General features: G+C 66.3%; 22 protein-coding genes. 13 read left to right on the top strand and 9 right to left on the bottom strand.

Going from position 1 to position 22790, the window contains the following annotated elements; translation table 11 throughout:
* From IEY58_RS23400 to IEY58_RS23385, 4 genes are all read left to right on the top strand, one after another.
* Window positions 1-198 carry a dsRNA-binding motif domain-containing protein gene (locus IEY58_RS23400; protein WP_189050318.1) on the top strand — a complete coding sequence of 66 codons (198 nt, stop codon included), beginning with the start codon at window positions 1-3 and terminating at the stop codon, window positions 196-198.
* 142 nt (window positions 199-340) lie between these two features.
* A complete protein-coding gene (locus IEY58_RS23395; RefSeq protein ID WP_189050316.1) occupies window positions 341-1456 on the top strand; it encodes a 2'-deoxycytidine 5'-triphosphate deaminase in 1116 nt (371 codons plus the stop codon).
* 72 nt (window positions 1457-1528) lie between these two features.
* Window positions 1529-2983, top strand: a complete 1455-nt coding sequence (gabD, locus tag IEY58_RS23390) for an NADP-dependent succinate-semialdehyde dehydrogenase (RefSeq protein WP_189050314.1) — start codon at window positions 1529-1531, stop codon at window positions 2981-2983.
* Between the two features lie 142 nt (window positions 2984-3125).
* Complete coding sequence (locus IEY58_RS23385; RefSeq protein WP_189050312.1) at window positions 3126-4829, top strand: methyl-accepting chemotaxis protein; 1704 nt, start codon at window positions 3126-3128, stop codon at window positions 4827-4829.
* Between the two features lie 29 nt (window positions 4830-4858).
* On the opposite strand, the gene IEY58_RS23380 is transcribed toward IEY58_RS23385, so the two are convergent.
* Complete coding sequence (locus IEY58_RS23380) at window positions 4859-5080, bottom strand: hypothetical protein (protein ID WP_189050310.1); 222 nt, start codon at window positions 5078-5080, stop codon at window positions 4859-4861.
* Window positions 5081-5124: 44 nt separating this feature from the next.
* Window positions 5125-5316 carry a hypothetical protein gene (locus IEY58_RS23375; protein WP_189050308.1) on the bottom strand — a complete coding sequence of 64 codons (192 nt, stop codon included), beginning with the start codon at window positions 5314-5316 and terminating at the stop codon, window positions 5125-5127.
* Window positions 5317-5670: 354 nt separating this feature from the next.
* Here IEY58_RS23375 and IEY58_RS23370 point away from each other — a divergent pair, with 354 nt between their 5' ends.
* Entirely contained in the window at window positions 5671-6552 is an 882-nt protein-coding gene (locus IEY58_RS23370; protein ID WP_189050306.1) for a class I SAM-dependent methyltransferase, read from the top strand.
* On the opposite strand, the gene IEY58_RS23365 is transcribed toward IEY58_RS23370, so the two are convergent.
* On the bottom strand, window positions 6521-7648 hold the full coding sequence (locus IEY58_RS23365; protein ID WP_189050304.1) for a DUF3466 family protein: 1128 nt from the start codon (window positions 7646-7648) through the stop codon (window positions 6521-6523). The genes IEY58_RS23370 and IEY58_RS23365 overlap by 32 nt on opposite strands.
* Window positions 7649-8088: 440 nt before the next feature.
* On the opposite strand from IEY58_RS23365, the gene IEY58_RS23360 reads away from it, so the two are divergent.
* Together IEY58_RS23360 and IEY58_RS23355 are read left to right on the top strand one after the other, a co-directional pair.
* Window positions 8089-8709: a hypothetical protein gene (locus IEY58_RS23360; RefSeq protein WP_229743906.1), complete on the top strand. Its 621-nt coding sequence runs from the start codon at window positions 8089-8091 to the stop codon at window positions 8707-8709.
* 23 nt (window positions 8710-8732) lie between these two features.
* A complete protein-coding gene (locus IEY58_RS23355) occupies window positions 8733-9077 on the top strand; it encodes a hypothetical protein (protein ID WP_189050302.1) in 345 nt (114 codons plus the stop codon).
* A gap of 100 nt (window positions 9078-9177) precedes the next feature.
* On the opposite strand, the gene IEY58_RS23350 is transcribed toward IEY58_RS23355, so the two are convergent.
* Window positions 9178-9381 (bottom strand): DUF1127 domain-containing protein, encoded by a 204-nt coding sequence (locus IEY58_RS23350; RefSeq protein WP_189050300.1) that lies wholly within the window; start codon window positions 9379-9381, stop codon window positions 9178-9180.
* A gap of 123 nt (window positions 9382-9504) precedes the next feature.
* Between IEY58_RS23350 and gcvA the strand changes: the two genes are divergently transcribed.
* Both gcvA and IEY58_RS23340 read left to right on the top strand, forming a co-directional pair.
* Window positions 9505-10395 (top strand): transcriptional regulator GcvA, encoded by an 891-nt coding sequence (gcvA, locus tag IEY58_RS23345; protein ID WP_189050298.1) that lies wholly within the window; start codon window positions 9505-9507, stop codon window positions 10393-10395.
* Window positions 10396-10560: 165 nt separating this feature from the next.
* Complete coding sequence (locus IEY58_RS23340) at window positions 10561-11079, top strand: F-box protein (protein WP_189050296.1); 519 nt, start codon at window positions 10561-10563, stop codon at window positions 11077-11079.
* Between the two features lie 96 nt (window positions 11080-11175).
* Here the strand turns inward: IEY58_RS23340 and acpA are convergent, their stop codons facing one another.
* Window positions 11176-12738: an acid phosphatase gene (gene acpA / locus IEY58_RS23335; protein WP_407648434.1), complete on the bottom strand. Its 1563-nt coding sequence runs from the start codon at window positions 12736-12738 to the stop codon at window positions 11176-11178.
* Window positions 12739-12886: 148 nt separating this feature from the next.
* Between acpA and IEY58_RS23330 the strand changes: the two genes are divergently transcribed.
* Window positions 12887-14035 carry a cytochrome-c peroxidase gene (locus IEY58_RS23330; protein ID WP_229743905.1) on the top strand — a complete coding sequence of 383 codons (1149 nt, stop codon included), beginning with the start codon at window positions 12887-12889 and terminating at the stop codon, window positions 14033-14035.
* Here IEY58_RS23330 and IEY58_RS23325 read toward each other — a convergent pair whose 3' ends face one another.
* The gene (locus IEY58_RS23325) at window positions 14036-14710 is read right to left on the bottom strand and encodes a hypothetical protein (protein WP_189050290.1); all 675 of its coding nucleotides are present in this window, start codon (window positions 14708-14710) and stop codon (window positions 14036-14038) included.
* A gap of 11 nt (window positions 14711-14721) precedes the next feature.
* Window positions 14722-16119, bottom strand: a complete 1398-nt coding sequence (locus IEY58_RS23320) for a selenium-binding family protein (protein ID WP_229743904.1) — start codon at window positions 16117-16119, stop codon at window positions 14722-14724.
* Window positions 16120-16408: 289 nt separating this feature from the next.
* Here IEY58_RS23320 and gor point away from each other — a divergent pair, with 289 nt between their 5' ends.
* The 3 genes from gor to IEY58_RS23305 are packed head-to-tail and all read left to right on the top strand — an operon-like array spanning window position 16409 to window position 20416.
* Window positions 16409-17818, top strand: coding sequence for a glutathione-disulfide reductase (gene gor, locus IEY58_RS23315; protein ID WP_189050288.1), 1410 nt, complete (start codon window positions 16409-16411; stop codon window positions 17816-17818).
* Window positions 17819-17835: 17 nt separating this feature from the next.
* Complete coding sequence (locus IEY58_RS23310; RefSeq protein ID WP_189050286.1) at window positions 17836-19230, top strand: class II 3-deoxy-7-phosphoheptulonate synthase; 1395 nt, start codon at window positions 17836-17838, stop codon at window positions 19228-19230.
* 1 nt (window position 19231) lies between these two features.
* Complete coding sequence (locus IEY58_RS23305; RefSeq protein ID WP_189050285.1) at window positions 19232-20416, top strand: nicotinate phosphoribosyltransferase; 1185 nt, start codon at window positions 19232-19234, stop codon at window positions 20414-20416.
* A 96-nt stretch (window positions 20417-20512) separates the two neighbouring features.
* Here IEY58_RS23305 and IEY58_RS23300 read toward each other — a convergent pair whose 3' ends face one another.
* The gene (locus tag IEY58_RS23300; RefSeq protein ID WP_189050283.1) at window positions 20513-21871 is read right to left on the bottom strand and encodes an ATP-binding protein; all 1359 of its coding nucleotides are present in this window, start codon (window positions 21869-21871) and stop codon (window positions 20513-20515) included.
* A gap of 1 nt (window position 21872) precedes the next feature.
* Window positions 21873-22592, bottom strand: coding sequence for a response regulator (locus tag IEY58_RS23295; protein ID WP_189050281.1), 720 nt, complete (start codon window positions 22590-22592; stop codon window positions 21873-21875).
* Window positions 22593-22790: the final 198 nt, after the last annotated feature.

Below are 22790 nucleotides of genomic sequence, written 5' to 3'. Positions count from 1 at the left end.
ATGGCCGAGAGCAGGGCGACGATCGAGATCCGCGAGGCGGGGCCGCAGAAATTCGAGCTGTCGGTGACGTTCGACGGCCAACGGTTCGAGTGCGGCAACTATCTCAATCGCGCTGCGGCCCAGCAGGCCGGCCGGCTATTCGTTACACGGAAAGAAGGCGAGCAGGCGGCGCGCAAGAAGGCGCCGCGCCGGAAATAGTCCCGTACGTCCGCGCGACAGGCTTGGCGCCGTGCCCCCGGGGCTCGCTGGCGGCGCGCGCTCGCGTCGTCTTGTCTCGCGCCCACGTTTGATGCTTCTCTCACCATTCGGGATCTAGGCACGCGAGAATAGGCACGACGGGATGAGCGACGGCGGCACGACCAAATTCAACACCGGCATCCTGCCGTCGCAGACGCTGCGTGCGCTCGTCGCCGAGGGCGCGATCACGGCGAGCGAGCCGATCCTCGATGACCAGGTGCAGCCGGCGAGCGTCGACCTGCGCCTCGGGCCCGTTGCCTACCGCGTGCGCGCGAGCTTCCTGCCGGGGCGGCACGCGACGGTGAAGGAGCGGCTCGACGCGGTCGAGATGCATGCGATCGACCTCAGCAAGGGCGCGGTCTTCGAGCGGCACTGCGTCTATATCGTGCCGCTCCTCGAGTCGGTGCGGCTCACGCCCGGCCTGAGCGCGCTTGCCAATCCCAAGAGCTCGACCGGCCGGCTCGACGTGTTCGCCCGGCTCATCACTGACCACGGCACCGAGTTCGACCGGGTCGAGGCCGGTTATGCCGGGCCGCTCTATGCCGAGATCAGCCCGCGCGCCTTCAGCGTGCGCGTCCATACCGGCACGCGGCTCTTGCAGCTGCGCCTGCGCCGGGGTGAGCCCAGCCACGACGACACCTCACTCCGGGCGCTCCATCAGGCGGTCGGCCTCAACGACACGGCGCCGGACCAGGCCAACATCAAGGGCGGCATCGCCTTCACCGTCGACATCCGCGGCGACGAGAACGGGCTCGTGGGATATCGCGCCCGCCGCCATGCCGGCCTCATCGATCTCGACCGGATCGACTACTACGACCCGCTCGATTTCTGGGAGCCGATCCATCGGCGCGGCCGCAGTGGCATCATCCTCGATCCGAACGACTTCTACATCCTGGCCTCCAAGGAATCGGTCGTGGTGCCCGCCGACCATGCCGCCGAGATGCTGGCCTATGACAGCCTGGTCGGCGAGTTCCGCGTGCATTACGCGGGTTTCTTCGACCCGGGCTTCGGGCTTGGCGAGACCGGCGGCGCCGGCAGCCGGGCGGTGCTCGAGGTGCGCGCCCACGAGGTGCCGTTCCTGATCGAGGACGGCCAGGTCGTGGGCCGCCTCGTCTATGAGCGCCTGACGGAGCGGCCGGACAAGCTCTATGGCCAGGGTATCGGGTCCAACTACCAGAGCCAGGGCCTGCGCCTCGGCAAGCAATTCCGGCGCATCTGACGAGGATCCGGGATCGGACGAGTGCCGCCCGGGTTCGGTCGAGGAAAACCGCGCCCCATAGGGAGAGATGTCATGCAACTGACCGACAGCAAGCTGTTTCGCGAGCAGGCCTATGTCGACGGCGCGTGGGTGCCGGCCGACAGCGGCAAGACCGTGGCCGTGACCGATCCCGCGACCGGCAAGGAGCTGGGTACGGTGCCGAACATGGGGGCGACCGAGACGCGGCGCGCCATCGAGGCGGCGAACGCAGCCCTCCCGGCCTGGCGTGCCAAGACCGCCAAGGAGCGGGCCAACATCCTCAGGAAATGGTTCGAGCTGATGATGGCGAACCAGGAGGATCTGGCGCGGCTCATGACGGCGGAGCAGGGCAAGCCCCTGACCGAATCGCGCGGCGAGATCGCCTATGCCGCCTCGTTCGTCGAATGGTTCGCCGAAGAGGGCAAGCGCATCTACGGCGACACGATCCCGCCGCACGGCGCCGACAAGCGCGTCATCGTGCTGAAGGAGCCGATCGGCGTCTGCGCCGCGATCACGCCCTGGAACTTCCCGGCCGCGATGATCACGCGCAAGGCCGGCCCGGCCTTGGCTGCCGGCTGCACCATGGTGCTGAAGCCCGCAACCGCGACGCCCTATTCGGCCTTGGCCTTGGCCGAGCTCGCTGAGCGTGCGGGCGTGCCCAAGGGCGTGTTCTCGGTCGTGACCGGCAGTGCGTCGGCCATCGGCGGCGAGATGACGTCGAACGACATCGTGCGCAAGGTGACCTTCACCGGCTCGACCGAGATCGGCCGGGTGCTGTTGCGCCAGGCGGCCGAGACCATCAAGAAATGCTCGATGGAGCTGGGCGGCAATGCCCCGTTCATCGTGTTCGACGACGCCGACCTCGACGCGGCGGTCAAGGGCGCCATCGCGTCCAAGTACCGCAACGCCGGCCAGACCTGCGTCTGCGCCAACCGCATCCTGGTGCAGGACAAGGTCTATGACGCGTTCGCCGGCAAGCTTGCCGACGCGGTCGCAGCGTTGAAGGTCGGCAACGGCTTCGATCAGGGCACCGTGATCGGGCCGCTGATCGACGACAAGGCAGTCGCCAAGGTCGAGGAGCACATTGCCGATGCCGTCAAGAAGGGCGCCAAGGTGACCTTGGGCGGCAAGCGCCATGCCCTGGGCGGCAGCTTCTTCGAGCCGACCATTATCACGAACGTCACGCCGGACATGGCCGTCGCCCGTGAGGAGACGTTCGGGCCCTTGGCACCGCTCTTCCGCTTCAAGACGGAGGCCGAGGCGATCAAGCTCGCGAACGATACCGAGTTCGGCCTCGCGGCCTATTTCTACAGCCGCGACATCGGCCGCATCTTCCGCGTTGCCGAGGGCCTGGAATATGGCATCGTCGGCATCAACGAGGGCATCATCTCGACGGAAGTGGCGCCGTTCGGCGGCGTCAAGCAATCGGGCCTCGGCCGCGAAGGCTCGAAATACGGCATCGAGGACTTCCTCGAGATCAAGTACCTGTGCCTCGGCGGCATCGCCTGAGAATGCTGGCGCTCCCGGCCTCGGCCGGGAGCGTAGCCCCGATGTCCCATTCTTAACGGCTTCACAAGCGCCGCCTCCTAGCGTCGAGGGTGCCCGAGCGGCTCTGCCGCCACCGGTGCCGATCCGAAGCTGGAGGCGAGACATGCTGGCGAACGTCCGCATCAAGACGAAGCTGCTGGTCCTGGTGGCGCTGATCAGCGCCGTGACGCTGGCGATCAGCTACATGGCGATCGATGCTGCCCAGCAACTGAGTGCCGCCGCTTCGGACATTGCCGAGACCGGCAAGGAAGCACTGACCGCGGCGCGCATGAACCAGGATCTGCTGGCGATCAATCGCGCGGAATTCCGGATGACCGCCGATCCGTCACCGGAGACTGTGCAAGCGGCGAGGCAGGTCATCAGCGACCGGCGCGCCGAGTTCGAGGCTCGGGCCGCCAGGCTCGTGAAAACGTCTGATGCCGAGCAGACCCGGCTGCTCGAAACCGTCACCAAGGACTATCAGGCGTTCATTACGGGACTCGATGCCGTGTTGCGCGCGGTCGACGCGCACGCCAAGGACGCGTCGATCAGCGACAGCCAGAAGGCGATTTTCGCCGAGGCGATGAAGAACCGGGCGGAAGCAGAGACTGCGATCGCCACGGTCAAGGCCTACGCCGACGCGGCGGACGCGAGCAATGCGGCGACGGCGAAAGCCAGTCAGGCGCTCTATGAGACCATCAGCACGACGCTCGTCGTGGCGAGCCTCGTCGGCATCGCGGCGGGCTTGGCGTTGGGCTTCTTCCTGTCGCAATACGGCATCTCGAAGCCGATCGCGATGATCGTGGCGTTACTCCGCCGCTTGGCCGAGGGCGACCTCGAGGTCGCCGTCACCGGTACCGAGCGCGGCGATGAAATCGGCGACATCGCGAAGACGGCGCAGGTCTTCAAGGAGAATCTGGCGCGGACCCGCGCGCTCGAGGCCGAGCAGGTCGAGATGAAGGCGCGGGCCGAGGCGAAGCAGAAGGCGGCGATGAACCACCTTGCCGACGAGTTCGAGCAGAACGTCAAGATCATGGTCGACGCCGTCGCTTCGTCCTCGACCGAGCTGCGTGCCGCGGCGCAGACCATGTCGAGCACGGCCGACCAGGCCTCCGAACAGAGCAGCGCCGTGGCGGCGGCCGTCGAGCAGACCTCGGCCAATGTGCAGACCGTGGCCGCCGCCGCCGAGGAACTGGCTGCGTCCATCGGCGAGATCGGCCGTCAGGTGACCCACTCGGCCGCGGTGGCCGGCCGCGCCGTCGACCAGGCTGAGCGGACGAGCCATACGGTCGAAGGCCTGTCGCGCGCGGCCGAGAAGATCGGCGAGGTGGTGCGCCTGATCGAGGGCATCGCCGGGCAGACCAATCTGCTGGCGCTCAATGCCACGATCGAGGCGGCGCGGGCCGGCGAGGCGGGCAAGGGCTTTGCGGTCGTAGCGTCCGAGGTGAAGGCGCTCGCCAGCCAGACGGCGCGCGCCACCGGCGAGATCCAGAGCCAGGTGAGCGAAATTCAGACGGCGACCAGCGGAACGGCCGCCGAGATCAACAGCATCGGCAGCGTCATCGCCGAAATCAACCAGGTGACGACCACGATCGCGGCCGCCATCGAGGAGCAGGGTGCTGCGACCGGCGAGATCACGCGCAATGTCCAGCAGGCAGCGCAGGGCACGCAGCAGGTTGCCGACAATATCGCCGGCGTGTCTGTCGCGGCGGGTGAGACCGGTGCGGCGTCCCAGCAGGTCCTGGGCGCGGCAACCGAACTGTCCGAGCAGGCCGAGCGCATGCGGCGGGAAGTGGCAACCTTCATCGCCGCCGTCCGCGCGGCCTAGTTTCGGCCGCTGGGGTCGGGCAACCTCGGCTAGGCCGCGCGCGTCGTACCGGGCCGGTCGCGCGGCTCCGGCTCGACAATGCGCGCCGGAAAGCCGGACTGCTGCAGATATTCGATCACGAGTTCCGCCTCATCCCGCGGAATCTGCCGGATGCGCGCCCCGCTCGTCACGCTGCGCTGGACCTTGAGGCCGAGCGCCTCGGCAACGGGCTGCGCGCTGGCCGGGATGGCGATGTCGACGAGATCGGCCATGGGGGCCTCCTGTCATAAGGGTTTCTCGAGTTCACGCCCGGCCGTCACGCCCGGCCGGTGCGGGGCGCGAGCCAGACCACGACGCGGGCCTGCGGATCGCCGCCGGCGCCGAACCGGTGCGTCTCGGCCGCCTTGGCGGCGAAGGCCGCGGCCTGTTCCACCGTTCGCCGCTTTTCCGGCGGTAGGGCCATCCACTCGCGGATGATGGTCCGGCGCACACCAGGCTCTGCTCTCATGTCGATCAATCCTTGAAAGAGTTCTTTCGCAACGGCTTCGCTTGAACTGAATGCTCAGCAAGTGCGAGCCGTAATCGCCTGATATTCATAGGCGGCTTGTGCCATATAATCAATGCTACGACTTATTGATGGCGGCGGTCGATTTTATTTATGAGAATTTTATAAGGCCGTATTTGCTGTTGTCTTGCTTTTGTATTGATAAAAGGGAGAACTATTTGCGTGAACCTGTTGCCTCAACTGCTGCAGAGGTTAAGCATGCACGCGGTCCAACGATCTCACCCTCGCGTCTCTCTGGTCGAAATCCAGGGGAGCGAGACCATCGCCAGCATCTATAATCGTGCCGGCAGCGCATACGTGGCGTATGCCGACGGCGACCCCGAACACCTGTTCGATTTCTCGGGGCCGCATGCCTATGCGGACCGCTGCCTCTGGTCGGTGCTGGACGGCAAGCTCACGGAACTGCGGGCGCGCGGCGCGCAAGTCGTCCGCATCCTCGATGCCGGCTGTGGCCCCGGCACATGGCTCCGTCGGCTCGTCACGCGCGCCTTGGAATTGGGTTTCTCCAACATCATCGCGCGCGGCTTCGACGTGGCCGAAACGCAGATCCGGACGGCGCGCGACCTGGGACAGCGGCTCAGCGAATTGCCGGGCGTCGTGCTGGTCTTCGATGTCGCTGATTTGACCGAGCCGTTGCCCGAGGCGGACGGTTCGGTCGATCTGACGCTCTGTCTCTATAGCGTGCTGAGCCATCTGCCGGCTGAGAGCTTGCCGCGGGTATCGGCCGAGATGGCGCGCGTCACTCGCGGCCATTTCGTGGCCACGGTCCGCTCAGTCGGCAGCACGCCATCGATCTTCGTCGATTCGGTCGAGAAGGCGCGTCATTTCCAGCACGACCATGAGCGGGATCTATGCCGGGTCGAACTCTACGACGGCCGCAGCTTCGTCCTGCGCTTCCATTTGTTCACGGCGGCGGAATTCCGGGACAGCTTCGCCGATCGCTTCGTCGTCGAGGATCTGCGCGGCCTCGACCTGTTCCACAGCCGTTTCGTGCAGGATCCCCGCTGGAACCCGGCGTCGCTCGCAAGCGACCGCGTGAGCCGTGACCATCTCGACCGGCTGGAGGACACCTATGCGCGTCTGCCCGGCTTCATGGAACAGGCGAACCATTTCATGCTGGTGGGGCGCCCGATCGCTGGCGACGCCCCTAGCGCGTCCCTGTCACTTGTCGAGGCATGATCGCCTGGGCGGCCGGCGTCCACATGACGCCGAGCGTCCTCTGCAGGTCGGGATCGGGGCTGATCGCCAGCTCGACGGTGCCGACGACCTGTCCCAGATCGTTGATCGCGGCCGGATAGGCGTTGGTGATGCCGGCGAAGGTGCCGAGATCGATCACTTGGCCCCGGACGAACAGCACCGGGCGGGAGAAGCCGGTGCCGTTGTCGGACCAGCCGACAGCCTGGCCTAGATTGTTGATGGCGGTGGCCACGCTGTTGGCGCCGCCGGGCAGGGTGCCGAGGTCGGTGATCGTGCCGTTCGCGAACAGGGCCGCATGGGACGCGCCGGTGCCGAAATCTGCCGAACCGACCGCTTGCCCTTGATTGTTGATGCCGAGCGCCATGCTGCTGGAGCCGCCGGGCGGCACGCCGAGGTCAGCGATCTGGCCATTGGCGAAGCTGACGGCATGAAGACTGCCGGTCGCGGTCGTCGCATAGCCCACCGCGACGCCTTGATCGTTGATGCCGGTGGCGTAGCTGTAGCTGCCCCCGGGCAGGACGCCCAGATCGATCACCTTGCCGCCGGCATAGCGGACGGCATGGGTCAGGATACCGTTTTCGCCCAAGACCGCGTCCGCGTAGCCGACGACCTGGCCCCGGTTGTTGATGCCGGTGGCATAGCTGTTCCCGTCGGGCAGGACCGTGCCGAGGTCGCTCGTGGCGCTGGGGGCGAACTGGGCGGCGTGAGTGGGGCCCTTCGCGGCGAAGACAGTACCGACGGCGACGCCCTCGTCATTGATGGCGACGGCACTGCCGCGATCGAAGCCGGGCGGCTCGTAGGGCAGGCTGTGGAAGCGGAAGACCTGCCGGTTCGCGAACAACACCGGCCGTACCGGTACGAAGTTCACAAAATCGTCGGTCAGCGAATAGCCGACGGCGTCGCCCCAGTTATTGATCCCGGCGGCGTCGCCAGAGTAGTCGCCCGGAAAGGCGCCCAGGTTCCGGATGGTGAAGGAAGACGGAACGGCGGCCGGTTGGGCGGTCTCGGCCGAAGCGCCGGGAGCGGCGAGCAACGCGAGCGCGACGGCGGCCAGGATCGGCAATCCGCGACACGTCATCGCCCCACCTCCAGCCACGTGCCGCCGAAGCCACCGGGCTCAGCCCAAAGGCAGAATCCATCACTCTAGGCGCCGATCACTCAGCGACGGAACGCTGAACTGGTGCCAAGGAAAATGCAATCGAAAGTGGCGCGTCATTTTTATGGCACATGCGCAGGTCGGGCTGCCGCATCTGGGGCGCACGGCGCTCCCCCCTGTCACGCGAGCAATGTGAAGTAGTTCATTAGAAAATTTTTCTCTCTATTGTAGAAGGTCGATCTCTCTGCCGATATGTGCACGGGAGGGTGGCGCGACTTTCATGTTTGCGCTGCCAATATATTGACCAGACGTCTGAATGACGGGGTCGGATGAAGATATTTACGGGAGAATTTATGATGTCTACCACAAGTGAATATGTTTTCCTGAATGGGTTCTTCAATGGGACGTTCACCATATTCAATATGAGGGATCCGACGAGCCAGCCCTTCAGCGAGAAATCGCTGGGGTCGTTACTGATCGTCGACCGGCCCGATACCGAGCTGACGATCGATTTGGGAGCGCAGATCGCCACGAACGCGACCACCGGCCTGGTCGCGAACGAACTCATCGATGCCGGCGCCTCGCTGACCAGCAAGATCCGCGTGCAGGGCGTCGTGTGGCCGTCGGTGCCGTATTTCTTCCAGAACCCGTTCGCTCACAACATCAGCGACATGCTCGTCCGCGTCGATTTCGACTTCCATATCGAGACGCCGTGGTACTGCAGCGATGCCGACGGCACGATCTCGGTCTATCTCTTCCTGTTCCTCGACGGGGAGCGTCACCTGCAGGGCGCGGTCGACGGCACCTGGTTCAGTTACAATGGCGGCGGCCCGTTCTGCACCGGCCACATCACGGCCGGCCTCAATGCCGCGATGCCGAACGTGGTTTCGCAGGTCGGGCCGATCCTCCAGCAGGCCTTGTCCAAGGCGGCCGGTGTCCCGTTCAGCAATCTCCACTACCTGCCGGGCACCGGCGTCAGCACGCCAGGCGTCTTCATCCAGAACGCCAGCGACGACGTCGCACTTGGCCTGAATCTCGCCTAACGGATCTCATTGGGAGACTTGAGATGGACACGAACGACAAACTGATTGACGACGTGAAGGCCGCGCTCCGGGCGGCCGGATACGGAAACATCATCGCGCGGACGAGCGATCCCGGCGTCGTCATCAGCGCCGAGAAAGGCACGGCGGGCGCCGTCTTCTACCTGACCTCGCAGATCGCGGGCAAAGCCACGGCGTCGTCAACGGCGACCGGTGGCCGGACCGCCGATGCCGACAAGGTAAAAGCGATGGTCGCGCCGACGGTCGCCGGCGTCGAGGAACTGATGCGCGCGGAGCCGGCACGGGCGGCCGAATTGCTCGGCATGTCGACGAGCCAGATCCACGCGGTGCTGGATCGGATCAGCCGCTAGCGCTGAGCGGCAGAGGCCCCCGGGGCGACTGTTGCCGTCCCGGGGGTTTTTGTTTGCGATAGGCCGGCGGGCGCGGCAACGGCCCCCTCCGACCGGGCAATCAGGCGGCCCAGAACGGCTTTGCGGCTTCGGTCACGGCGGCCGCCTGGTCGATGCCGACGTCCTTCAACTCGTCCACGGTCAGGGCCGCGAGCACCCGGCGCTGGCTCGACCGGCCGGCCCACAGGGCGACGGTCTGGACGAACGAGGTCAAGGAGAAGCGGGCGGGGGTGTTGATGGCGATCTGGCTGGCAGTGGCGAACATGATAGGTCTCGGGTCTGTCTGGTTCGGCGCTCGAGGCCGATGACGAGAACCTGATACCGCCCGGGCTTGCCGGCAAACGCGGCTTTCTCTAGGGTTCATGAGATAAATTCATGGGGGTGCTTCATGGAGCGTCGACTGCCGCCGCTCAACGGTCTGCGCGCGTTCGAGGCGGCGGCCCGTCTGCTCAGTTTCACCAGGGCGGCGGCCGAGTTGAGCGTGACGCAGAGCGCCGTCAGCCATCAGATCCGCGGGCTCGAGGACCGGCTCGGCATCGCCCTCTTCAAACGCATGCCTGGTGCGCTCGTGCTGAGCGAGGCCGGCGAAGCGCTGCTGCCGATCGTCGCCGACGCGTTCGACCGGCTGGCCGAGGGCGTCGCGTCGGTCATCGAGCATGAGGTGAAGGGCGTGCTGACGGTCAATGTCTCGCCGTCCTTCGCGGTGAGATGGCTGGCGCCGCGGCTCGGGCGCTTCCGCGAGCGCTTTCCGGGCATCGAGCTGCACCTGCTCACCAGCAACTACTACACGGACTTTGCGCGCGAGGGCGTCGACGCGGCGATCCGCCATGGTGACGGGGCCTGGCCGGGTTTGCACGCCGACCGGTTCCTCGATGACCAGGTCTATCCGGTCTGTTCGCCGAAGCTCCTCGAAGGGCCGCACGCGCTCAAGGCGCCCGAGAACTTGCGCCACCATGTGCTGCTCGACCTCATCAACCGGCCCTATTGGCCGCGCTGGCTCGCCGCCGCCGGCGTGCCGGACCTGAAGCCGCGCGACCTGGTGCTGTTCGACGATATCGGTTTCGGGCTCGAGGCGGCGATCGCCGGCATGGGCATCGCCATGGGCCGCTCGACGATCCTCGGCGACGACCTGCTGCAGGGCCGGCTCGTGCGCCCGTTCGCGCTCGACATGCCCGGCCGCTACGGCTTTTACCTGGTCTGTCCGGAGGCGATCGCCAACCGGCCGAAGATCGCGCGGCTCCGGGCCTGGCTCAAGGACGAGGGGTCGGGCGGGGCCTGAACTTGCTTGGCGGACCGGTTCTTCTCTTTGCGTAGCCGCAACGTTCGAAATATGACTAGACGTACTGGTTGTATATCGTGATCGTTAATTCTCCTGCCGATTGCATATTTTGCGAGTATCGGTCAAATATATAGGGTCGAAAATTGTATATTCTTGGAGGCGATCATGTCGTGGTGCGATCTTCCAGAAGAAATAAAGAACATAATAATTTCGGAAATGTCTCCGGCAGAACAGATGGTTATGGCGCTGACATGCAAGGAAATGTTGAACGGATATTATGCTACGAGCGGCGTTAGGATCGAACTCATGCAGCGGGCAAGGGATATAGCCATGAGAATGGCGATCAGTGATCTTGGCGTTGTGGCGAATTATGAATGGCTTGCAGAAAAAAACCGAATGAGTGAACAAGAAATTTTCTCATCTGGCCTGCTGTATGACAAGATCAGAAAAATAAGTCACAATAATGGGCAATTTGCGAAACTTATATACTATGTCTTGATCTCTGCCGACGCTGTGGAGCGGCAAATATGCGTGAATCACGCTTTTGTTTGGATCGCCAAGAAATTGAGAGTTATCCAGACGCGAAGATTGGCTGCTGCCTTTGAGGTATATGGGCTTGGGAACCCGTCGCCGGCAGTCATCAACTCTTCGTATTACACGCAAGACACCTGCATAATTTCCTGAGGACTCAAAGGGTTCTGGGAGATCGCCCGATACAGAACAAACCAAAACGGAGGCGTGGAGCCGCGGAGTGAGCATCCGCGGCCCATCGGCGCCGGACTAGCTGCCTTTCTTTCCGCTAAGGTTGAGCGCCTGCGTCAGGTCGCCCAGCGCCGGGCTGTGGTTGGCGGCGAGCGCTTCGTCGCGCGCCTTGATGCCGGGCAGTGCCGGCAGCTCGAAGCGATGGGTGATGAAGCGCAGGATCGAGGTCGTATCGTAGGTGGTGTGATCGACATAACCGCGCTTCGCATAGGGCGAGACGATGAAGGCCGGGATGCGCGTGCCCGGACCCCAGCGATCGGCCTTGGGCGGCGCCACATGGTCCCAGAAGCCGCCGTTCTCGTCATAGGTCACGACGACCAGCATGTGCTTCCATTGCGGGCTCTTCTCCAGGTGATGGATCAGGTCGGCCAGGTGCTTGTCCCCCGACGCGACGTCCGCATAGCCCGCATGCTCGTTGAGATTGCCCTGCGGCTTGTAGAACGTGACCTGGGGCAGGCTGCCCCCATCGATCGCCTTGATGAACTCGGCGCCGTTGAGCCCGCCGTCCTTCAGATGCTCGGCCCGCGCCGGCGTGCCGGGCGCGTAGTTGGCGAAATAGTTGAACGGCTGATGGTGGAACTGGAAGTTCACCGGCGCACCGCCCTTGCCGTCGAGCGCCGCGGCCCAAGCGCCGCCGTACCAGGCCCAGGTGACGCCCTTGGCCGACAGCAGGTCGCCGATATTGGGCTCGGTCTGCGGCGGCAGGGTCGTCGCCACCGCCGGATCGGCATAGGCCGGATCGCCGCCCTGGGCCGGCTTGTTGGCGCTCGGCTGATAGGGCGGCTGCATGGTGTTGACGGCATAGAAGTCCGGCGTGAGGTTGCCGTCCCGAACGAATTTCGGGATGCCGCCCAGCACCGATTTCGGCGAATTGTCGGCGATCTTGAGCGTGACGCCGTCGGCCTCGACCTCGGAGATCGAATCCTTGGCCGGGCTCTTGTCCGCATCCGGGTATTTCGGCGCGCAGGCGCAGATCAGCTGGAAATGGTTGAAGAACGAGCCGCCGAAGCCGCCCATGAAGAAATGGTCGGCGAGCGTGTATTTGCGGGCAACCTGCCACATCGGCAGCTTGCGGCCGTCGTAATGGCCCATGACGAGCGCGCCGGCATCGGCGTATGCCACGAACTTGTCGTTCTTGCCGCCGTCGATCTGCATCTGGTTCTCGTAGAAGCGATGCCAGAGATCGTGGGTCACGACGTCGAGCTTGGTGTCGAGCCCCTTGGGATTGTCGATCGCGAACGGCCGGTTCGGCATATGCTCCGTCACCGCCTGGATCACCGGCGGCGTCACACCCTTGGCCGTGAGCCCGTCCCAGATGGGCGGCAGCTCGGCCATGACCTGGCCGTCGCGGTCGTACTGCTTCAGGCTGGTGGGCGAGGCCTGCTTCAGGCCGTCGGCGCCGGGGAAGCTGCCATAGAGATTGTCGAAGCTGCGGTTCTCGGCATAGATCACGACGACCGTGTCGATCTGATCGATGCCGCCCGCTGGCGCGGCGAGGGCGGGTGTTGACAGGGCCGACGCCTGGGCGCCGAGCGCCAACAAACCTGTAACAGAGGCCGACAATACTCGCTGTGCCTTCACGTCCCTGTCCCCCTTATGGATGCGCTTCGATCGTGCCAGTCGAGCATAAGACTGTGAAACTATGGGGATAGTCCGCAAAAAAATCCTCTGGTCCCTGCTACCGGTGCTTGTCGGCCTGGTTGCGACGGGCAAGGCGCCCGCCGAAGTCATGTCGCGCGCTGAGGCGCGCCGCCAGGCGGAGGCACTGCAGGCGCTGGGTGCCAAGCTGTTCACCGACCCGCACCTCTCCGCGTCCGGCAAGCTCTCCTGCGCCTCGTGCCATGATCCGGCCCACGGTTTCTCGCCGGCCAACGCCCTGCCGGTGCAGATGGGTGGCGCCGATATGAAGCAGCCGGGTACGCGCGCCGTGCCGTCGCTCACATATCTCGAGGCGACGCCGCCCTTCACCGAGCATTTCTTCGAGAGCGAGGATGACGGCGACGAGAGTGTCGACAACGGCCCGACCGGGGGCCTCACCTGGGACGGACGCGTCGACCGCGGCCGCGACCAGGCGCGCATCCCGCTGCTCTCGGCCCATGAAATGGCGAACCGCAACCCGGCCGAGGTCGCGGGGCGACTGGAGAAGGCGGGCTACGCGGCCGCCCTCCGACGCATCCTGGGCGTGAAGCTCGCGACGCCGGACCAAGTGTTCGACGCGGCGGCCGAGGCGATCGAGGTCTACGAGCAGGATTACCGGGTCTTCTATCCCTATTCGAGCAAGTACGACGCCTTTCTCGCCGGCAAGGCGACGCTCTCACCGGCCGAGGCGCGGGGGCTCGCCTTGTTCGAGGACCCGGCCAAGGGCAATTGTGCCAGCTGCCACATCAGCGAGCGTGCCCCTAACGGCACGCCGCCGAGCTTCACCGACTACGGCCTGATCGCGATCGGCGTGCCGCGCAACCGGGCGATCCCGGTCAATGCCGATCCGAACCATTTCGACCTCGGCCTGTGCGGGCCGGACCGGACCGACTTCAAGGATCGCAAGGAATATTGCGGCCTGTTCAAGACGCCGTCGCTGCGCAACGTGGCGCTGCGCCAGAGCTTCATGCACAACGGCGGATTCCATAGCCTGCGTCAGGTGCTGGAATTCTACGTCGAGCGCGATACCGATCCCGGCAAATGGTACGGCCGCAAGCCGGATGGCACTGTCGACAAGTACGACGACCTGCCCGCGGCCTATCACGGCAACGTCAATACCGACCCGCCGTTCGACCGCAAGCCGGGCGACAAGCCGGCGCTGGACGCCGCCGAGATCGACGATGTGATCGCGTTCCTCGGTACGCTGACCGACGGCTACAAGGCCGCGGCCGCGCGCTGATCACCACAGCCCGGGTGCGGGCGCAAGGGTGGCCGAAAGCGAGAGGACGCCGACCAGGATGAGGCTCAAGGCCCAGACCGCATCCAGATTAAACCAGCTTCGCGACACGAGCTTCAGCCCGAGGTAGCGATAGGCGAGCCACGCCAGGAGCCCGCCGGCCGAGAGCATCGCGAGCGCGTGGACGACGGAGACCAGGATGCCCATGCCGACGTCGGCGTTGATGAGCGCGCCCGCCGCCCGGTCGCCGCCGTCGCGCCCGGCGGACCGGCAGAGGCCGAGGTAGATCGGCACGAGCATCAGGCCGGCACCATGTGCGATCGCCACGGCGAAGGACCAGAGCCCCAGTTGCGTCGGTCGTATCCGCGCCAGCGCGCGCGGATGGCGCCGGACGACGAAGCGGAAGACGCCGAACCCGACGACAAGGAGGCCGGCGCCGACCTGGATCTGCCGCTGCCATGCGACGAGCGCCACCAGCAGCGCGAAAGGCAGGACCATCAGGAGCATTGCTGCCAGGTGGCCGATCGTCAGCGGCCAAAGCGCGCCAACGAGCGCGCGCGGGCGCTGCTCCATCAGCCCCGCCGAGACGGCGAGTGGCCATCCCATCGCCGGGTTCACGCCGTGATAGAGGCCGCTCGCGATGACGGCCAGCCACAGCCAGGTCGGCGTCCCCTCCATCCTGGTGGCAGTCAGGCAGAGGGATAGCAGAACGAGTCCGTCGAGCAGTCGCCGCCCTCGAGCCGGATCTGATGGGCCCGGTACCCGTCGGGGAATGTCACCCAGTAGTCGGTTGCCAGCTCCAGGCCGCCGTTCGGACCGGCATGGGCCATGACCTCGGCGCCGGGGACGCCGGCCGGATAGAACTGGTCGTCCCAGGTCGAATAGAGCGAGTTGGTCCAGTAGACCCGCCTGCCGTCGCGGCTGATCTCGACCATCTGCGGGCCGCCGGCGAAGACCTTGCCGTTCGGGTGCGGCGTCCGGCGAGCAATGCCGCCGATGCGGACCGAGCCGGCCAGCTTTGGCTTTCGGGGCTCGGTGACGTCGTACTGGCGCATCTCGCCGGTGCCCCAGCAGGCGACATAGAGAAACCGGTCGTCGAGCGAGAGGTCGATGTCGGATACCAGCGGGGGCACGGCGCCGAACCCCTGCAGCGGGGGCGGCAGCTGGTCCTTGGCTGCCGGCTCGGCCGGGATCGTCGCCGTCTTCTCGATATGGAACCGGCCGCCGTCGCGCCACCAGGTCCAGATCGAGCCCTCGAGGTTGGTCGTGTCGACCACGACGCCGAGGAAACCGTACTCGCGCACCGGATCATGCGCCGGGCGCACCTCGAGCGCCATCTGGTGATTGGCGCCGAGATCGATGGTCTGGATGTTGCGGCGGGCGCGCAAGTCCCAGAAGTGGACCCGGTGGCCGTATTTGTTCGAGAGCAGGTCCTCCGGCACGAGGCCGTTCTCGAACTGCGGCGGCAGTGCCCACTCGCTCGTCACCATGTAGTCGCGCGGCAGGTTCCACCAGAAATCATAGTGCAGGGTCTGGGGGCCGCGATCGATCTCCCAGCGCCCGAGCACCTCGAACGTCTCGCAATCCATGATGAAGATGCCGGGTGGTCCATCGGTTCCGTCCGGGCCGCTGCCGCCCAGCGTGCTGACGTAGATGCCGTCCGGCCCGCAATGGACCGTGTGGGGGCGCGAGTAGCCGGTCTTCTTGAAGATCTCCTCGGGCTCGATGATCTTGCAGATCTGCGCCTTCGTGGGGTCCGGCTTCGTGTCCACGACATAGATGCGCGAGGACCGGATCCCGGGAATGATCAGGTAGCGCCGCTCGAGGAACGCGTGGCCGGAGAGCGGCGACAGGACCGAGGAACAGGCGTTCCAGCCGAAATGGTGAAACTCGTCCCCCTTGTTGGGCATCGTCACCAGATGGACGACCTGGCTGAAGGTCGGCGAGCCGGGCTTCACGTCGATCACGGCGAGGGCGTCCGGCTTCGAGAAGTCCGGGCTCAGCAGCAACGTATAGGCGATGTTCTCAGGGGCTGCTTCGATCGCCAGCTTGGGCGATGCGTGGAAGGTCGGATCGGGCCTCATCATGGGAGTGCCTCCCTGTCCGGGCGGGACGTATCTGACGGGAATGACGATATCGCCTCGCCATTCGACATGCCAGACGTAGTGGAAAGATCGCTGCTGCTGGCGATGGCGCTCGGGGCGTCGCCCCTTGGGGATCGGCGGGTCAGGTCTTATCTCTTCCGCCACCATCCCTGCGCTCGCGGCAACGCGCGTCTGCGTAAAGGGCCTGGGCAATGCGCTCGTGCAGGACTAGCGTATCCGGCCCTTGGACCGGCTTAAGGCGCATCACTCGAAGGCGGCATCGACGGACATCATGGCGGGCTACGATTTCGACCTCTTCACCATCGGCGCCGGCTCGGGCGGCGTTTCCGGCTCGCGCCGCGCGGCCTCCTATGGCGCCCGGGTCGGCATATGCGAGGACAGCCGGGTCGGCGGCACTTGCGTCATCCGCGGCTGTGTCCCGAAGAAGCTGCTCGTCTACGGCGCGCATTTCGCCGAGGACTTCGCCGACGCGGCCGGCTACGGCTGGACGGTCGGCGAGACCCGGTTCGACTGGGCGAGCCTGATCGCGGCCAAGAACCGCGAGACCGACCGGCTCAACGGCATCTACAAGAAGCTGCTCGCCGACAGCGGGGTGAAGCTCTACGAGAAGCGCGGCAGGATCATCGATCCGCACACGGTCGAGGTCGGCGGCGAGCGTTTCACCGCCGAGCGCATCCTGATCGCGACCGGCGCCCGGCCGGTGGCGCCCGAGATCCCCGGCATCGAGCATTCGATCTCGTCGAACGAGGCGCTCGACCTGCCGGAACTGCCGAAGCGTGTCGCGGTCGTCGGCGGCGGCTATATCGCAGTCGAGTTCGCCGGCATCTTCGCGGCCTTGGGCAGTGCGGTGACGCTCGTCATCCGCGGCGAGCGGGTGCTGCGCGGCTTCGACGAGGACGTGCGCGAGAGCCTGACCGAGGCGCTCAGCCGCCACGGCATCCAGATCCGTCCGCGCACTGAAATCGCCCGCATCGACAAGGGGGCGGGGGGGCTGATCCTGACGACGGCCACCGGGGCCACGATCGAGGTCGACCAGGTGCTCTACGCTACGGGCCGGGAGCCGAACACGCGCGCCCATTCGACGGCCTTCCGGGCGAATACCGAGGGCGTCGGGCTCGAGAATGTCGGCATCCCGACCGACGAGACGGGCGCCGTCGCAGTCGACGAATGGTCGCGGACGTGCGTGCCGTCGATCTATGCCGTTGGCGACGTTACCAACCGGCTCAACCTGACGCCGGTCGCGATCGCCGAGGCGCGGGCGCTCGCCGAGACGCTGTTCAACGACAATCCGACGAAGTTCGACCCGACCGGCGTGCCGACGGCCGTGTTCAGCCAGCCGCCGATCGCAACCGTTGGCCTGACCGAGGCCGAGGCACGGGCGGAGGTCGGTGCGGTCGACGTCTATCGCGCGCGGTTCCGCCCGATGAAGCACACGCTCACCGGGCGCGAAGAGCGCACGATGATGAAGCTCGTGGTCGATCGCGCGACCGACCGGGTGCTGGGCTGCCACATGCTGGGCGCCGACGCGCCGGAGATCATCCAAGGCCTGGCGATCGCGCTCAAGTGCGGCGCCACCAAGCGGCAGTTCGACCAGACGGTCGGCATCCACCCGACCGCAGCCGAGGAGTTCGTCACCATGCGCGACAAGCTCCCCGATCCGGTGGCAAAGGCTGCCGAATAGCAAGAGACGAGGCGGAAATGGCCGAGAAATGGTCCCCTGACAGCTGGCGCGGCCAGCCGATCGTCCAGGTGCCGGAATATCCGGACCGGGATGCGCTGAAGTCGGTCGAGGGGCTCCTGCGCAACTTCCCGCCGCTCGTGTTCGCGGGCGAGGCGCGGCGCCTGAAGACGGCGCTCGCCGACGCCTGCGAGGGCAAGGCCTTCCTGCTGCAGGGCGGCGACTGTGCCGAGAGCTTCGCCGAGTTCCGGGCGAACAATATCCGCGACACGTTCCGCGTCATGCTGCAGATGGCGGTCGTGCTCACCTTCGGCGCGGCCGTGCCGGTCGTGAAGCTCGGGCGCCTCGCCGGTCAGTTCGCAAAGCCGCGCTCTTCGTCCATGGAGACGATCGGCGAAGTGAGCCTGCCGTCCTACCGCGGCGACATCATCAACGGCATGGACTTCACCGCGGCCGCGCGCGTGCCAGATCCGCAGCGCATGGTGCAGGCCTACAGCCAGTCGGCGGCGACGCTCAACCTGCTGCGCGCGTTCGCGAGCGGCGGCTATGCCGACCTGCACCAGGTCCATCTCTGGAACCAGGGCTTCGTCGCGAAGAGCCCGCAGGGCGAGCGCTACCAGGCGCTGGCCGACCGGCTGACCGAGACGCTCGACTTCATGGCGGCTTGCGGCTTCACCTCGGCGACGAGCCCGCAGATCCGCGAGACCGAGTTCTTCACCTCGCACGAGGCGCTGCTCCTGCCCTACGAAGAGGCGCTGACCCGCGTCGATTCGACCTCGGGCGAGTGGTACGACTGCTCGGCCCACCTGGTCTGGATCGGCGACCGCACGCGCCAGCTCGACGGTGCCCATGTCGAATTCGCGCGCGGCATCAAGAACCCGATCGGGCTCAAGGCCGGCCCCACGACCAACCCCGACGACCTCCTGCGCCTGATCGACATCCTCAATCCGGCGAACGAGCCCGGCCGTCTCTCGCTCATCACGCGCATGAGCTCGGAGAAGGTGACGGAGCTGCTGCCGCCACTCGTGCGCGCGGTCGAACGCGAGGGCCGCAAGGTCGTCTGGGTGTGCGACCCGATGCACGGCAACACGCATACGTCCTCGACCGGCTACAAGACGCGCTCGTTCGACCGGATCATCAAGGAGGTGCGCGGCTTCTTCGACGTGCACCAGGCCGAGGGCACCCAGGCCGGCGGCGTGCATTTCGAGATGACCGGCCAGGAAGTGACCGAATGCATCGGCGGCGCCCAGGCGATCAGCGACAGCTCCTTGGGCGATCGCTATCACACCCATTGCGACCCGCGGCTCAACGCCAGCCAGTCGCTGGAGCTCGCGTTCCTCATGGCGGAAGAATTGAAGTCGCGGCGGCTCGCCATGGGCAAGCCGTCGGGGTCGGCGCTGGCGGCGGCGTCCTGACATGCCGGACGCTGCCCGCAGCCGTCGGCGAGCGGTCAGCCACATGCCGGACCTCGCCAATGTGCCGAAGCTGACCGACCATTATTTCCTGCGCACCAAGCAGGTGGTCGAGCGGTTCGGCGACAAGGAAGTGACCTATGCCGTGTTCATGCGCCGGCCGGTCATCTCGACGCCGCGCCTCGTCGTCGAGTTCCTGGAGAAGGCGGCGCGCGAGCGCGGCGTCCGCTTCGGGATCGAGCTCTTGCGCAAGGAAGGCGAATGGGTCGGCGCAGGCGACCCGCTCATCTACATTACCGGGCCGCTCCGGCACCTGATCGACCTCGAGACGCTCTATCTGCAGCGGCTGGGCGCGCCCTGTGTCGCCGCCTACAACGCCTATGTCATGTGCCAGGAGCTGCCGAAGGTCGCGTTCATCGCCATGGACGCGCGCCATTGCGCCGGCGCCGAGATGGCGGAGATGATGGCCTATGCCGCTTCGGTCGGCTCGGCCGCCGCCAAGGCCGAGGTCGGCGCCATCGGCTTCATCGGCAATGCCACGACCGAGACCGCGCACTATTTCGACCGGGAGAGCGGCCTCGGCACCATGCCGCATGCCCTGATCGGCTACGCTGGTTCGACCGTGCGCGCGGCCGAAATGTATCACGAGACCTTCCCGGACGAGCCGCTCACCATCCTTGCCGACTTCTTCGGCCAGGAGATCACCGACGCCCTGGCGGTCGCCCGGCGCTTCCCGGAGCTCGCGGCGGCCGGCCGGCTCTCGGTCCGGCTCGACACCCACGGCGGCCGCTACATCGAAGGGCTCGACCTCGCACGATCATACGAGGTGCTGGAGCGCCATGCGCCGAAGTCGATCCGCGGCTACCGGACCGAGGCGGAGCTGCGCTACCTGGTCGGCACCGGCGTCTCGGCGGCGGCGATCTGGGCGCTCCGCAAGGCGCTCGACAAGGCCGGCTTCAAGAAGGTGAAGATCGTCGGCTCCTCCGGCTTCTCGCCGGCCAAGTGCCGAATGATGGCGGCGGCCAACGCGCCCCTGGACGTGGTCGGCACCGGCTCCTACCTGCCCGACCAATGGCCCGAGACCTATGCGACGGCCGACATCGTCGCCTACGACGGCGTGCCGCTCGTCAAGCTCGGCCGCGAGTTCCTGCTGCGCAAGCCGGCCGACGCGGAAACGGCGGGGAAGTAGGGGGCGTTTGAGTCCCTCGCCCGCGTGAGCGGGAGAGTGAGGGCCGTTCGGCTGAAACACCCTCTCCCACTCGCGTGGGCGAGGGCTTGAAACTCCCTACCCCGGCAGGCTGACCAGCACCTGCAGGCCGCCTTCGGGGCGGTTGGTGAGGGCGATCTCGCCGCCGTGGCCGCGGATGATCGAGCGGGCGATCGACAGGCCGAGGCCGGTGCCGCCGGTGTCGCGGTTGCGCGAGGCCTCGAGACGGACGAACGGCTGGAATACCTTTTCCCGGTCGGTAGCCGCGATGCCGGGCCCGTGGTCGGCGATGGCGATCCGGCAGCCCTCGGCCGTGTCTGCAAACGCGATTTCGACCGCTTCGCCGTATTTGATCGCATTGTCGACCAGGTTGCCGAATGCGCGCCGGAGCGCCACCGGCCGGCCCTGGATGATGCGCCGGCTGGGGCCCGCGTAGCTCGCCTCGTGGCCGGCGTCGACCGCCTCGTCGACCATGCTTTCCAGAAGGCTCGGCAGGTCGATCGGGGTCATGGGCTCGTTCGCCGCATCGTCGCGCGCGAAGGCGAGCGTGGCCTCGATCATCTCGGCCATCTGGTCAAGGTCGCCCAGCATGCGGTCGCGCTGCTCCTCGTCCTCGACGAACTCGGCCCTGAGCCGAAGGCGGGTGATGGGCGTGCGCAGGTCGTGCGAGATCGCGGCCACCATCTGGGTGCGATCCTCGATGAAGCGCTGCACGCTCGCCTGCATGCCGTTGAAGGCGCGGGCGGCCCGACGCAGCTCGGTCGGGCCCATCTCGGCGATGGGTGCTGCCTTGGGATCGCGGCCGAACCGTTCGGCGGCGGTCGTGAACAGCTCGATCGGCCGGGCGAGCAGGCGGGTCGAAACGAGCGTCACCAGCGTGATCGAGAGCACGACGATCAGGATGCCAATGATGCGGCGCTCCCAGCGCGAGAGGCCCCAGCTGGGCTGGGCGACGGTGAAGACCACCCAGCTGCCGTCGGTGAGGCGGATGGCGCCGCTGCGGGCCCAGGTCAGGCGCTCGCCGTGATGGAACATCAGGGGCGAGTCGGGCGGCAGGTCCTTGGGCTTGAAGACGCGAATGTCGCGTGTCGGGTCATGCAGCAGGTGGCGCAATTCCTCGATCGGACCGTCATCACCCTGCGGGACTATCGTGGCGGCCGAGGCCTCCGGCAGGGTCGGGAACCAACGCAAGAAATGATCGCTGGTGCTGGCGGCTTCGGCCAGCGCCGGGCGCCCGGCTGGCGGCGCGGCATCGAGCAGGCGCAGGCCGACCGCGGCCTCGTTCAGCAACCCCGAGTGCTCCAACGGCGGTCGGGCGAGGTTGCTGTTGAGCAGCGTGATGGACGCACCGATCAAGGAAGCGACGAGGATCGTCGCAAGAGCCGTGAGCGCCAGCCGGAGCGCCAGCGAGTCACAGAACAGCCGTGGTCGCAGCATTTCAGTGCCGCGTCACGGTGGTGGAGAAGATGTAGCCGCCGCTGCGCACCGTCTTGATCAGGGTCGGCTCCTTCGGATCCGCCTCGATCTTGCGCCGGAGCCGGCTCACCTGCACGTCGATCGACCGGTCGAACACGTCGGTCGCCCGCCCGCGCGCGATGTCGAGCAGCTGGTCGCGCGTCAGCACCCGGCCGGCATGGTCGGCGAACGCGACCAGGAGATCGAATTCGCCACCGGTCAGCTGCACGAGCGCGCCCTCCGGATTGCGCAGCTCGCGCTTGGCGAGATCGACTTTCCAGCCGTCGAACTCCAGCATGCCCGACGAGATCTCCTCGGTCGGGCGCTGGCGCAGCGTGCTGCGGCGAAGCACGGCCTTGACCCGCGCCAGGAGCTCGCGCGTGTTGAACGGCTTGCCCAGGTAGTCGTCGGCGCCGAGCTCGAGCCCGATGATGCGGTCGGTATCCTCGCGCATCGCGGTCAGCATGATGATCGGCACGGCGGAGTTCGCGCGGATCTTGCGGCAGAGGTCGAAGCCGTCGTCGCCCGGCAGCATCAGGTCGAGAATGATGAGATCGATGGCGCTCACCTCGAGCGTCCGGAACATCTGCCTGCCGTCGCGTGCCGTGGTGACGCGATAGTCGTAGCGGGCGAGGAACTTGGACAGAAGCGAGCAGATCTGCTCGTCGTCGTCCACGACCATAATGTGGGGAGTGCGGTTCATGGGACGATTATAGGGAGCCGACCAACCACGCCGACCATAAATTTGCGTCGTAAGTTTGCTATCCGGCAACCCGCAATAGTTCGTTACAAAGCCTCATCTTTCGTCAGGTTTCCAGGCACTTCCGACATCATCGGCACACGCCACTCGCTTAAAGACCCGCCCTCGAACAGCGAAGGAGGGTTGGAGTATGCGAATCGG

Origin of the sequence: Aliidongia dinghuensis, from assembly GCF_014643535.1 — a bacterium.
GTDB classification, from domain to species: Bacteria; Pseudomonadota; Alphaproteobacteria; order ATCC43930; family CGMCC-115725; genus Aliidongia; species Aliidongia dinghuensis.
This window is presented reverse-complemented; position numbering and strand designations above follow the sequence as displayed.